Annotated in this window: 11 protein-coding genes and 1 tRNA gene; 9 read left to right on the top strand and 3 right to left on the bottom strand. The window is 61.7% G+C overall.

From position 1 onward, the window contains the following. Positions 1-139: 139 nt before the first annotated feature. The 3 genes from NRB16_RS24225 to uvrB form a co-directional block, all read right to left on the bottom strand. Positions 140-215: transfer RNA gene (locus NRB16_RS24225), tRNA-Ala, on the bottom strand. A 185-nt stretch (positions 216-400) separates the two neighbouring features. Beyond that, positions 401-1,882 (bottom strand): glutamate--tRNA ligase, encoded by a 1,482-nt coding sequence (gltX, locus tag NRB16_RS24220; RefSeq protein WP_045490074.1) that lies wholly within the window; start codon positions 1,880-1,882, stop codon positions 401-403. Between the two features lie 144 nt (positions 1,883-2,026). Continuing rightward, a complete protein-coding gene (gene uvrB, locus NRB16_RS24215) occupies positions 2,027-4,042 on the bottom strand; it encodes an excinuclease ABC subunit UvrB (protein WP_257107101.1) in 2,016 nt (671 codons plus the stop codon). Between the two features lie 296 nt (positions 4,043-4,338). Between uvrB and NRB16_RS24210 the strand changes: the two genes are divergently transcribed. The 9 genes from NRB16_RS24210 to NRB16_RS24170 all read left to right on the top strand — a co-directional run bounded on the left by NRB16_RS24210 (position 4,339) and on the right by NRB16_RS24170 (position 12,013). Then, complete coding sequence (locus tag NRB16_RS24210) at positions 4,339-5,535, top strand: amino acid aminotransferase (RefSeq protein ID WP_045490070.1); 1,197 nt, start codon at positions 4,339-4,341, stop codon at positions 5,533-5,535. Between the two features lie 251 nt (positions 5,536-5,786). Beyond that, a complete protein-coding gene (locus NRB16_RS24205; RefSeq protein WP_045490068.1) occupies positions 5,787-6,998 on the top strand; it encodes a PepSY domain-containing protein in 1,212 nt (403 codons plus the stop codon). Then, positions 6,995-7,540, top strand: a complete 546-nt coding sequence (locus NRB16_RS24200; protein WP_045490066.1) for a hypothetical protein — start codon at positions 6,995-6,997, stop codon at positions 7,538-7,540. The genes NRB16_RS24205 and NRB16_RS24200 overlap by 4 nt, the downstream gene beginning before the upstream one ends. Continuing rightward, entirely contained in the window at positions 7,537-7,866 is a 330-nt protein-coding gene (locus tag NRB16_RS24195; protein ID WP_045490065.1) for a hypothetical protein, read from the top strand. The genes NRB16_RS24200 and NRB16_RS24195 overlap by 4 nt, the downstream gene beginning before the upstream one ends. Next, positions 7,863-8,447 (top strand): DUF6162 family protein, encoded by a 585-nt coding sequence (locus tag NRB16_RS24190; protein WP_045490062.1) that lies wholly within the window; start codon positions 7,863-7,865, stop codon positions 8,445-8,447. The genes NRB16_RS24195 and NRB16_RS24190 overlap by 4 nt, the downstream gene beginning before the upstream one ends. 35 nt (positions 8,448-8,482) lie before the next feature. Further along, positions 8,483-9,412, top strand: coding sequence for a metal ABC transporter substrate-binding protein (locus tag NRB16_RS24185; protein ID WP_045490060.1), 930 nt, complete (start codon positions 8,483-8,485; stop codon positions 9,410-9,412). Next, the gene (locus NRB16_RS24180) at positions 9,409-10,161 is read left to right on the top strand and encodes a metal ABC transporter ATP-binding protein (RefSeq protein WP_045490058.1); all 753 of its coding nucleotides are present in this window, start codon (positions 9,409-9,411) and stop codon (positions 10,159-10,161) included. The genes NRB16_RS24185 and NRB16_RS24180 overlap by 4 nt, the downstream gene beginning before the upstream one ends. Further along, positions 10,161-11,060, top strand: coding sequence for a metal ABC transporter permease (locus tag NRB16_RS24175; RefSeq protein WP_253110451.1), 900 nt, complete (start codon positions 10,161-10,163; stop codon positions 11,058-11,060). The genes NRB16_RS24180 and NRB16_RS24175 overlap by 1 nt, the downstream gene beginning before the upstream one ends. A gap of 5 nt (positions 11,061-11,065) precedes the next feature. Then, on the top strand, positions 11,066-12,013 hold the full coding sequence (locus NRB16_RS24170) for a metal ABC transporter solute-binding protein, Zn/Mn family (protein ID WP_373568503.1): 948 nt from the start codon (positions 11,066-11,068) through the stop codon (positions 12,011-12,013). Positions 12,014-12,037 lie beyond the last annotated feature (24 nt).

Here is a 12,037-nt window from a genome sequence, read left to right as displayed (position 1 = left end):
TCCCCTAGGGGACTCGAACCCCTGTTACCGCCGTGAAAGGGCGGTGTCCTAGGCCACTAGACGAAGGGGACAAAACCTTCATGACCGGCTTGCGCCGATCGATTCAAAGTCATTGCTGGATGACTCTGAACCTTTAATTTGGTGGAGCTAAACGGGATCGAACCGTTGACCTCTTGCATGCCATGCAAGCGCTCTCCCAGCTGAGCTATAGCCCCACATCAGTGGACGGGGCGCATATTAAGAGCGATTAAATGTTCTGTCAAATTTATTTTCGCGAAAAATCAAAAACTTTTTTCGACAGAACAATCACTTACCTGCCCTGCCCCGCCCCACAAACCCGCTTACCGCAAGGCCACCAGAAACAACTCTGGCAGCCGTGTTCAGGTATTGCCAAACCCGCTCAGCCAATGGCGCCCAGCAGTTTTTCCCACTCTTTGTTTTCTTTCTTCGATACACCGCCAAGCAGGTCCAGCGCCTGACGCAGACGGAAGCGCGTCAGGTCCGGGCCGAGGATCTCCATGGCATCGAGCACCGATACCGAGCTGGCCTGGCCGGTAATGGCGGCGAACATCAATGGCATGGCATCACGCAACTTGAGTTGCAGATGCTCAACCACTGCCTGGATGCAGGCGGTGATGGCGTCTTTTTCCCATTGGCGCAGCGACTCAAGCTTCCAGAGGATCAACTGCATCAGTTGCCGAACCTGCTCAGGCGACAGTTTTTTGCTTTCGAACAGCGCTGTATCCGGTGTCACGCCACCGGCAAAGAAGAACCCGGCCAGCGGTGCAATCTGGCTGAAGGTCTCTACCCGGCCCTGCACATGCGGGGCGATCTTCATCATGTATTCAGGGTTGAGCGCCCACTGCTGGACCCGCGCCGCGAACTGCTCGACCGGCAGTTCACGCAACCACTGGCCATTGAGCCACGACAGTTTTTCGATATCGAAGATCGGCCCGCCCAGCGAGATACGCGACAGGTCGAAGTTGTCGACCATTTCTTGCAGGGTGAACTTCTCGCGCTCATCCGGCATCGACCAGCCCATCCGCCCCAGGTAGTTGAGCATGGCTTCGGGCATAAAACCCATGCGCTCGTAGAAGGTCACGGAGGTCGGGTTCTTGCGCTTGGACAACTTGCTCTTGTCCGGGTTACGCAGCAGCGGCATGTAGCACAGCTGCGGCTGTTCCCAGCCAAAGTACTCGTAAAGCAGAATCAGTTTGGGTGCCGATGGCAGCCATTCTTCGCCACGCAGCACGTGGGTGATGCCCATCAGATGGTCGTCGACCACGTTGGCCAGGAAGTAGGTCGGCAGGCCGTCGGCCTTCATCAGCACCTGCATGTCCATGCGGTCCCACGGGATCTCGACGTCGCCACGCAGCAGGTCCGGCACCACGCACACGCCTTCACTCGGCACCTTCATGCGGATCACGTGCGGCTCGCCAGCAGCCAGGCGGCGCTGGACCTCTTCAGGCGACAACAGCAGGGCGCGACCGTCATAGCGCGGTGTCTCGCCACGGGCTTGTTGCTCGGCGCGCATCTGGTCCAGTTCTTCAGCAGTGCAGAAGCACGGGAAGGCGTACCCTTTGTCGACCAGTTCCTGAGCGTACTGGCGGTAGATATCGCCGCGCTCGCTCTGCCGGTACGGACCATGCGGACCACCCACGTCAGGCCCCTCATTCCACTCGATACCGAGCCAGCGCAGGGCGTCGAAGATTTGCTGTTCGGACTCACGGGTCGAGCGCAACTGGTCGGTGTCTTCGATGCGCAGGATGAACTCGCCGCCGTGCTGTTTGGCAAAGCAGTAGTTGAACAGCGCGATATAGGCAGTGCCGACGTGAGGGTCGCCAGTAGGCGACGGCGCGATACGGGTACGGACAGTGGTCATGGATAGTTCCGGTTCAGGTCGATCAAACCGGGGATATTAGCAGGCCGGAGCCTCGTGGCTCCAGCGCACACCGTAGGAGCGGCTTTAGCCGCGAAAAAAAGCTTCGCGAGCGAGCTCGCTCCTACCGATGCATGACAGGGAATGTCACACGGTCAACAGCCGCTCGCGCAGTTTGGTGATTTCGTCGCGCAGTTGCGCCGCCGCTTCAAATTCCAGGTCGCGGGCCAGCTGGTACATCTTCTCTTCCAGTTGGCGGATGCGCTTGGTGATTTCGCTTGGCGAGCGCAATTGCCCATCGGCCCGCGCCTGCTCTTCGGCCGCCTTGGCGGCGCCCTTGCGTTTCTTGCTGCGTGCACCGGGCACCACCGCGCCTTCGAGAATGTCCGCAACTTCCCGCGACACACCTTTGGGCACAATGCCGTGGGCCTCGTTGAACGCCACCTGCTTTTCGCGGCGGCGTTCAGTCTCGTTGATCGCCCGCTCCATCGACCCGGTCATCCGGTCGGCATACAGAATCGCCCGGCCATTGAGGTTGCGCGCCGCCCGACCGATGGTCTGGATCAGTGAGCGTTCAGAGCGCAGGAAGCCTTCTTTGTCAGCATCAAGAATGGCCACCAGCGACACTTCGGGCATGTCCAGACCTTCGCGCAGCAGGTTGATGCCCACCAGCACATCGAAGGTGCCCAGCCGCAGGTCACGGATAATCTCGACCCGCTCGACGGTGTCGATGTCCGAATGCAGGTAGCGCACCTTGACCCCGTGATCGCCCAGATAATCGGTCAGGTCTTCGGCCATGCGCTTGGTCAGGGTGGTCACCAGCACGCGCTCCTCGACGGCCACGCATTTGTGGATTTCCGAGAGCAGATCATCGACCTGGGTCAGCGCCGGGCGAATCTCCACCCCAGGGTCGACCAGGCCGGTCGGTCGCACCACCTGCTCGACCACCCGCCCGGCATGTTCTTCTTCATAAGGCCCCGGCGTTGCAGAAACGAAGATGGTCTGCGGGCTGATCGCCTCCCACTCATCGAAGCGCATCGGCCGGTTATCCAGCGCCGATGGCAGACGGAAGCCGTATTCCACCAAGGTTTCTTTGCGCGAGCGGTCGCCTTTGTACATGGCACCGACCTGCGGAACGCTGACATGAGACTCATCGATCACCAGCAGGGCATTGGCCGGCAGGTAGTCGTAGAGGGTCGGCGGCGGCGCACCGGCCGGACGGCCGGACAAGTAGCGCGAGTAGTTTTCGATACCGTTGCAGTAGCCCAGCTCCAGCATCATTTCCAGATCGAAACGGGTGCGTTGTTCAAGGCGCTGGGCTTCCAGCAACTTATTGGCACCACGCAGGTAGTCGAGCCGCTCCTGCAGTTCGACCTTGATGCCCTCGACCGCTTCGAGCAGGGTCTCGCGCGGCATGACGTAGTGGCTTTTGGGGTAGAACGTGAAGCGCGGCAATTTGCTGATGACCTCACCGGTCAGCGGGTCAAATGCCGAGAGGCTTTCGACCTCGTCGTCGAACAACTCGATGCGGATCGCTTCCAGATCGGATTCTGCCGGGTAGACGTCGATCACATCACCGCGCACCCGGAAGGTGGCGCGGGCAAAATCCATGTCGTTACGGGTGTACTGCAGGTCAGCCAGGCGGCGCAGCAGCTCGCGCTGGTCAAGCCGGTCGCCCCGGTCGATGTGCAAGACCATCCGCAGGTAAGTTTCCGGGCTGCCCAGACCGTAAATGCACGACACCGTGGTGACGATGATCGCATCCTTGCGCTCCAGCAATGCCTTGGTCGCCGACAACCGCATCTGCTCGATATGGTCGTTGATCGAGGCGTCCTTCTCGATGAAGGTATCCGACGACGGCACATAGGCTTCGGGCTGATAGTAGTCGTAGTAGGAAACGAAGTACTCCACTGCGTTGTTGGGGAAGAACGCCTTGAATTCCCCGTACAACTGCGCAGCCAATGTCTTGTTCGGCGCCAGCACCAGGGTCGGGCGCTGCACCTGGGCAATCACGTTGGCAATGCTGAAGGTCTTGCCGGAGCCGGTTACCCCGAGCAGGGTCTGGTGCGCCAGCCCGGCCTCAATGCCCTCGACCATCAGGCGGATGGCTTCAGGCTGGTCGCCGGCAGGTTGAAAACGGGTAACGAGCTGGAACTCGGACATGACCGGCCTCTTGGGTGATCGCTTGCGAAAAATATCACGGCCTGCTCGACCGCACCTGTAAGGATATACACCCTTTGATAGCGTTTGCACCCCTGATAAAGGATTGAGGCCGGTGGCTGTCGGTGGTTCAACAAAAGTAACGGTCAAAAAAGCGAAATATTTGGAAAAAACCCACCGGATGCCGTCGCCGTATCCGGCGTTGCTCACTATACTCATTCCCCGTTTGTGCACTGCTCTGGGGCATTCGGACCGGAGCGTGCGTCCTTTCTTCTTCCTACTCAGAGCCGCCGCAAACAATGAGCCTGTTCTCCGCTGTCGAAATGGCACCACGCGATCCTATCCTGGGCCTCAACGAAGCATTCAACGCTGACACCCGTACCAACAAGATCAACCTGGGCGTGGGTGTCTACTGTGACGAAGACGGGCGCATCCCGCTGCTGCGCGCGGTGGCCAAGGCCGAAGAGATCCGCGTCGCCCAGCATGCGCCACGCGGCTACCTGCCAATCGACGGCATCGCCGCGTACGACCAAGCGGTGCAAAAGCTGCTGCTGGGCGCCGACTCGCCGCTGATCGCCTCCGGCCGCGTGCTGACCACCCAGTCGGTCGGTGGCACCGGCGCGCTGAAAATCGGCGCAGATTTCCTCAAGCAACTGCTGCCGGGCGCAACCGTCGCCATCAGCGACCCAAGCTGGGAAAACCACCGCGCGCTGTTCGAAACCGCCGGCTTCCCGGTGCAGAACTACCGCTACTACGACGCCGCCAACCACGACGTGAACCGCGTCGGCATGCTCGAAGACCTGCAGAACCTGCCAGAGCGCTCGATCATCGTCCTGCACGCCTGCTGCCATAACCCGACTGGCGTCGACCTGAGCCTGGACGACTGGAAAAAGGTCCTGGAAGTGGTCAAGGCGAAAAACCACGTGCCATTCCTCGACATGGCCTATCAAGGCTTCGGCCAGGGCATCGACGAAGACGCCGCTGCCGTGCGGCTGTTCGCCGATTCAGGCCTGACCTTCTTCGCTTCCAGCTCGTTCTCCAAGTCCCTGTCGTTGTATGGCGAGCGGGTCGGCGCGCTGTCGATCATCACCGCCTCCAAAGAAGAAACCGGCCGGGTGCTGTCGCAGGTCAAGCGTGTGATCCGCACCAACTACTCCAACCCGCCGACCCACGGCGCAATCATCTCTGCTGCCGTTCTCAACGACCCGGCACTGCGCGCGATGTGGGAAGAAGAACTGGCTGAAATGCGTGTACGCATCAAAGACATGCGCAAAGCGCTGGTCGAGCGCCTGGCCAACAACCCGGTCGGCCAGGACTTCAGTTTCGTCGCTCGTCAGCAAGGCATGTTCTCCTATTCGGGGCTGACCGCCGCCCAGGCCCAGCGTCTGCGCAACGAGTTCGGTATCTATGCACTGGACACCGGACGTATCTGCGTCGCTGCGCTGAACCAGAAGAACATCGATCAGGTGTGCGAGGCGATTATCCAAGTGCTTTAAGCACTGCCGTTGACCTCCCTCCCCGCAGGCATCCATTGATGCCTGCGGCACCTTGCCAGCCCATTTAGCGGCTACCCCACCCTTCTTGAAATATTTTTTTACATATTTCAGCCAATGTTGGATGCGGGTATTTCGTTCTCATTCGTCTTTATCTAGATACACCGGCTGCGTTTGCTATCGTTGCGGCCAAATGGCGTCTACCGGAGTCTCGCTTCAGAAGGCTCCGACCCGTGAATCGAGACCTGCTTCCAATGTCCAAGAAATCCCGCTCAAAAATCTGGTTCCTGGTGCACAGCTGGGTGGCGTTGCCTATCTGGTTTTTTGTCCTGATCGTGTGCGTGACCGGCACCCTGGCCGTGGTCAGCAAGGAGATCGTGTGGCTGGCCTACCCTGAGGTTCGCGCCACGGCACCTTCGGACGACGCCCAGCGACTGAGTTTCGAACAGATCCGCAACACCATCAAACAGAACGAACCCAACCTGAATGTAGGCTTCATTTCGCAGCCCGACGGGGACTACTTCGCCCTCAATGTGCGGGTTACCTTTCCTGAGGGTCGCACCACCAATGCCTACGTCAACCCCTACACCGGGGCCATCCAGGGCTTTGCCGCGTCGTTCGACTTCCGCCAATTCACCCGCGCCCTGCATGGCTGGTGGCTGGTGCCGTTCACCAATGGTTACTCCTGGGGCTGGTATCTGGTATCGCTGCTGGGCATTCCGATGCTGGTGTCGCTGATCACCGGCCTGGTGGTCTACAAAAAATTCTGGAAAGGCTTTTTCAAGCCGACCTTGCGTTTCAACCACGGCGCACGGATCTTCTGGGGCGACTTCCACCGCCTGAGCGGCATCTGGTCGATCTGGTTCATCCTGGTCATTTCGGTGACCGGTATCTGGTTCCTGATCCAGGCCATTCTGGGCGATAACAATATCAGCCTGTCCAGCCGCGCACCGGCAGCCTCGATCCTGCCACACGCGTCGGTGCCATTGACCGCCGATGGCAAGCCAGTCCCGATGATCTCCCTGGACAAGGCGATGGAAATCGCCCAACAGCATATTCCGGGTCTTGAAGCCAGCTTCATCAGCCCGCCACTCAACGCCTACAGCAACATGAGCATCGCCGGTCGCAGCTGGTACCCATTGATGTTCCAGACCGCAGAGATCAACCCCTACACCGGTGAAGTGGCGTCGACCCATCTGCTGTCGGACCGTAACAAGATCGAGTTCGTCACCGAGTCGATGCGCCCGCTGCACACCGGCGACTTCGGCGGTATCTGGATCAAGCTGATCTGGGCGTTTTTCGGCCTGGTGCTGAGCATGATGGTGCTCAGCGGCCTGTTGATCTGGAGCAAGCGCACCGCGCTGGCAACCCTCAACGCCCTCAAGCGTGAGGCCAAGACCGCCAACCAGGCCAAGGCCAGGCCCGAGCCTGCCGTGCCCCACGTACCTGCGGAGACTTCCCTGTGAGCAAGGCTGCAACCGTGCAACAGCAACGCTCGCCCTTGAGCCGTCTTTGGCATAAGTGGCGCTTCCACATCAATGTTTTGCTGATCCTGATTCCGCTGGGGTTCATGCCCAAGTATTTTGCCGATGCGGCACTGTTTCGCGGCGACGCCGGCCTTGGCCAGCGCGATATCGGTCAGGTCCAGGTCGGTCCCTGGAGTCTGCGCCTGGCCGAACTGCGCGATGAAGCGCCGCGCCTGGATGCGCCGGTCGGCTACATGAAGAGCTTCAATGCCGCGCTGTGCACTGAATGCGCCGAGCAGGTCAAAGCCACCTACCTGCGCATCGGCAAGCCGCGCAGCCTGCGTACTGCCGGCGCGATTTTCTTCGGCCCGGCTTATCGCATGGGTGCCTTTATGCAGATTCCCGAGAACAGCCCGCTTGATGCCGAGCTGTGGATCACCATGGAAGGCTGGGACGGTGCCGTCCATCAAGCCTCCATCCCCCTTGCACAAGCCTCTCCGGCAACCGTGGCCTGGCTGAAAACCCAAGGAGCCAAAAAATGAGTTTATTTTCCCTGCGCCGCGTCGCGGCAAGTGCCCTGCTGATTCTGGGCGTCAGCGGTACGGCCCTGGCGCATAACCCGATCTGTGAATGCGAGCAGATCGACAGCGAGAACATCCGCTGCACCGGCGGTTTCTCCGACGGCAGCGCAGCCGCTGGCGTGACCCTGGATGTGATCGGCTATGACGAGACCATCCTGCTGCCCGGCAAACTGGGCAACGATTCGACCCTGACCTTCAAAAAGCCGGCAGCCGAGTTCTACGTGCTGTTTGACGCAGGTCCCGGCCACGTGGTGGAAATCGACCAGGCGGATATCGCCTCCCGATGAGTACCCAGACGCGCCAGATTGTCCGCCCGGCCGGCGCCGGGCATGAAACCCTCTACGTGCTGCTGACCTGCCTGCTGATTCTCGCGGTGGCCAGCGCGGTGATCGGCCTGCGCGGTGAAAGCCATGAGCCCGAGGCCGTGGCCAGCCATCAACTGGATGCCCGCCGTGACCTGAATGCCGCCGAGCAAGGCATCTATGCCGACCTGCGGGTAAGCCTCGATGAGGCCCGTCTGTTGGCCCAGGAGCAACAAACCCCGGTGAGCGTTGAGCAATTGGCTGAAGAAGGCCTGCCGCCGTTCGTGCAGGATGTCAGCGCCACCACCCGTGGTGCGCATCAATGGCAGATGGCCGGTGACGCCTGGCTGGGCCTGAGCCAGGCCAGCGAGGTGGCCGGCTCGTTTCTGCTGCGCAACCAGCGCCACGCCGAGCAAACTGCCGACGCCCCGGCGGACATCTGGATCAACCGTAACGCGCGCCTCAGCGCCCCCTCCGACCTGAGCGACGCGAGCCTGATCGCCGCTGGCTGGAAGCAGGTCGTTAGCCAGTTCGATGCGGGTGTCACCCGTCAGCATCGGCACTGAACCCACGCACTCATCGCACAGAAGATCGCCTGACCATGCCTATTTCGCTCCCCCGTCGCCCTCTGCTGGGCGTCCTGCTGGCCGGCCTGTTCGCCATCACGTTGCCATCACTAGCCAGCGCCGAGGCTGCCAAACGCCTGCGCATCGGCATCACCCTGCACCCGTACTACAGCTATGTCAGCAACATCGTCGGCGACAAGGCCGAGGTGGTGCCGCTGATCCCGGCCGGTTTCAACCCGCACGCCTACGAACCTCGCGCCGAAGATATCAAACGGATCGGCTCGCTGGACGTGATCGTGCTCAACGGCGTGGGCCACGACGATTTCGCTGACCGCATGATCGAGGCCAGCGAAAATCCCAAGGTCCCGGTGATCGAAGCGAACGCCGACGTACCACTACTGGCCGCCACCGGTATTGCCGCCCGCGGCGCCGGCAAGGTGGTCAACCCGCACACCTTCCTGTCGATCAGCGCCTCGATCGCCCAGGTCAATAACATTGCCCGTGAACTGGGCAAGCTCGACCCGGACAACGCCAAGACCTACACCGCCAACGCCCGGGCCTACGCCAAGCGGCTGCGGCAGATGCGTGCCGACGCCCTGGCCAAGCTGACCCAGGCACCCAATGCCGAGTTGCGCGTGGCGACGGTGCACGCCGCCTACGACTACCTGCTGCGCGAATTTGGTCTGGAGGTCACCGCAGTGGTCGAGCCGGCCCACGGCATCGAACCCAGCCCCAGCCAGCTGAAAAAAACCATCGACCAACTGCGCGAGCTGGACGTGAAGGTGATCTTTTCCGAAATGGATTTCCCTTCCAGCTATGTCGATACCATCCAGCGCGAGTCCGGTGTGAAACTCTACCCGCTGTCGCACATTTCCTACGGCGAGTACACCGCCGACAAGTATGAAAAGGACATGACCGGCAACCTCGACACCGTGGTCCGGGCCATTCAGGAGAGTGGCGCATGACCGCAGCCGAACAGATCCAGCGGACCCGCAACGGCCCGGCCATCGAATTCGACCAGGTCAGCCTGACCCTGGGCCGCACGGTGATTCTTGACCGTATCAGCTTCGCGGTGGAACCCGGCAATATCCACGCACTGGTCGGCCCCAACGGCGGCGGCAAGAGCTCGCTGATCAAAACCCTGCTCGGCCAGATGCCGCACCAGGGTCAACTCAGCCTGCAATGGCCCGCCGCGCAAGGCGTGATCGGCTATGTACCCCAGGCGCTGGAGTTCGACCGTGGCCTGCCGATGACCGTCGAAGACTTCATGGCCGCCATGTGCCAACGCCGCCCGGCCTTTCTCGGCCTGTCCAGGCATTACGCCGCCGCCATCGGTGAAGCGCTGGAGCGGGTCGGGATGCACGACAAACGCAAGCGACGCATGGGCGCGCTGTCCGGTGGTGAGCGCCAGCGCGTGCTGCTGGCCCAGGGGCTGATTCCCAGCCCGCAACTGCTGGTGCTCGACGAACCCATGTCAGCCCTCGACGAACCGGGCATCCAGGTCTTCGAACGGCTGCTTGCCGACTGGCGACGCAGCGGCATCACAGTGCTGTGGATCGAGCACGATCTGGCCGCGGTAAAGCGCCTGGCTGATCGGGTCACCGGGCTGAATCGCCGGGTGCTGTTCGATGAATCGGCGCAGACTGCACTGACCCCGGAGCGGCTGCTCACGCTGTTTTCTGCCCAGCCACGCAGCAGCGGGGGTGACGCGTGATGTCTTACGAGAACTTTCGCCTGTTCGTTCAGGACCTCGCCAGTTCCGGCTATCTGCCTGAAGCACTGGCCTATGGTTTTGTGGTCAACGCCCTGCTGGCCGGCCTGCTGATCGGTCCGGTGCTGGGCGGTTTGGGCACCCTGGTGGTGGTCAAGCGCTTCGCGTTCTTTTCCGAAGCAGTCGGCCACGCCGCCCTGACCGGCGTGGCCATCGGCATCCTGCTCGGCGAGCCCTATACCGGCCCGTACGGCAGCCTGTTCGCCTACTGCCTGCTGTTCGGCATCGTGCTCAACTATTTACGCAACCGTACCGGCTTGACGCCGGATACCTTGATTGGGGTATTCCTATCGGTATCCCTGGCAATGGGCGCCAGCCTGCTGCTGGTGCTGGCCGGCAAGATCAACGTGCATATCCTCGAAAACGTACTGTTCGGCTCGGTGCTGACCGTCAATGGCAACGACCTGTTGGTGCTGACCGTGGTCGGCGCGCTGGTCATGGGGTTGAGCCTGCCGCTCTACAACCGCATCATGCTGGCCAGCTTCAACCCGCAACTGGCTGCGGTGCGCGGCGTGGCGGTCAAGCTGCTGGACTATCTGTTTGTGGTGCTGGTAACCCTGATCACCGTGGCGGCGGTAAAAGTCATCGGCGCGATTCTGGTCGGCGCCCTGCTGGTCATTCCGGCAGCGGCGGCCCGCCTGCTGAGCCAGTCGCTCAAGGGCTTTTTCTGGATTTCGGTGTTGATCGCCACGGTCAGCACCCTGTGCGGGATCCTGCTGCCCATCGTCTTCGACCTGCCGGTGCCTTCCGGCGCTGCCATCATTCTGGTCTGCGGGGCGGCCTTCGCCCTGGCCGCCATCGCCCGTGGCACCCTCCCCAGCCTGAAAGGGAACATCGGATAATGCACCTGCCCAACCTGCGTACCCTTAGCCCCGCAATCAGCCTCGCAATCAGCCTGGCACTGCCGCTTGGCGGTCTGTTCAGCCCTCACCTGCTGGCCGCTACGCCGCCACCGGCCCAGCAGCAGGCCGCCAAGCCGGTGCGGGTGCTGGCGAGCCTGCCCATCACCTACGGCCTCGGTCAGTTGCTGCTCAAAGACAGCGGCGTGGTGCTGGAGCGCGCCGCCGCCGCCAACCTGCCCGGCTCGCGGCAAAGCGCCTACTTCAGCGGTCGCGGCGCCGAGGCTCTACATAAGCTGGCCAACCAGGCCGATGCAGTGATCGGCCTGCGCTCGATCTGGACTGAAGACCCGCTGTACACCCACGCCCGACGCAGCAATATCCGCATCGTCGAGATCGATGCGGCGCGCCCGGTGGACGGCGCCCTGCCCGGCGTGGCCCTGCAACCCGGCGACACCACCGATGGCCTGAACAGCCAGCCGTGGCTGGCCAGCCACAACCTCGGGCGCATGGCCGACGTACTGGCCGCCGACCTGGTGCGCCTGGCACCCGAGGCAAAGGCAAAGATCGACAGCAATCTGGCAGGCCTCAAGCAGCAGCTACTGAAACTCAGTGCCGACAGCGAAAAACGCCTGGCCCAGGCCGACAGTGTGGCGGTGGTCAGCCTTTCCGAGCGGCTGGGCTACCTGATCAGCGGCCTGAACCTTGAGCAGGTCGGCCGCCAGGTGCTGGCTGACGACCAATGGACGCCTGCGGCCCTGAACACCCTGAGCACAACACTCAAGGACAATGAGGTGGCGGTGGTGCTTGACCATCGTGAGCCACCAGAGGCCGTCAAGGCGGCGATCAGTGCCGCCGGCAGTCAATTGCTGGTGCTCGGTAATGAAGCCGAAGATCCACTGACCGGGCTGCAGAGCGATGTAGAACAGCTCATCAAGGCGCTGACCAAAGGCTGAACCGCTGCACTGAAAAGCCAACGG

This window comes from Pseudomonas sp. LJDD11 (assembly GCF_024584215.1).
Lineage (GTDB): Bacteria > Pseudomonadota > Gammaproteobacteria > Pseudomonadales > Pseudomonadaceae > Aquipseudomonas.
This window is presented reverse-complemented; position numbering and strand designations above follow the sequence as displayed.

Bases quoted from the DNA above. Each gene is read 5' to 3' on its own strand.
- gltX (WP_045490074.1), bottom strand. From the start codon at position 1,882: ATGACCACTGTCCGTACCCGTATCGCGCCGTCGCCTACTGGCGACCCT.
- uvrB (WP_257107101.1), bottom strand. From the start codon at position 4,042: ATGTCCGAGTTCCAGCTCGTTACCCGTTTTCAACCTGCCGGCGACCAG.
- NRB16_RS24210 (WP_045490070.1), top strand. From the start codon at position 4,339: ATGAGCCTGTTCTCCGCTGTCGAAATGGCACCACGCGATCCTATCCTG.
- NRB16_RS24205 (WP_045490068.1), top strand. From the start codon at position 5,787: ATGTCCAAGAAATCCCGCTCAAAAATCTGGTTCCTGGTGCACAGCTGG.
- NRB16_RS24195 (WP_045490065.1), top strand. From the start codon at position 7,537: ATGAGTTTATTTTCCCTGCGCCGCGTCGCGGCAAGTGCCCTGCTGATT.
- NRB16_RS24190 (WP_045490062.1), top strand. From the start codon at position 7,863: ATGAGTACCCAGACGCGCCAGATTGTCCGCCCGGCCGGCGCCGGGCAT.
- NRB16_RS24185 (WP_045490060.1), top strand. From the start codon at position 8,483: ATGCCTATTTCGCTCCCCCGTCGCCCTCTGCTGGGCGTCCTGCTGGCC.
- NRB16_RS24180 (WP_045490058.1), top strand. From the start codon at position 9,409: ATGACCGCAGCCGAACAGATCCAGCGGACCCGCAACGGCCCGGCCATC.
- NRB16_RS24175 (WP_253110451.1), top strand. From the start codon at position 10,161: ATGTCTTACGAGAACTTTCGCCTGTTCGTTCAGGACCTCGCCAGTTCC.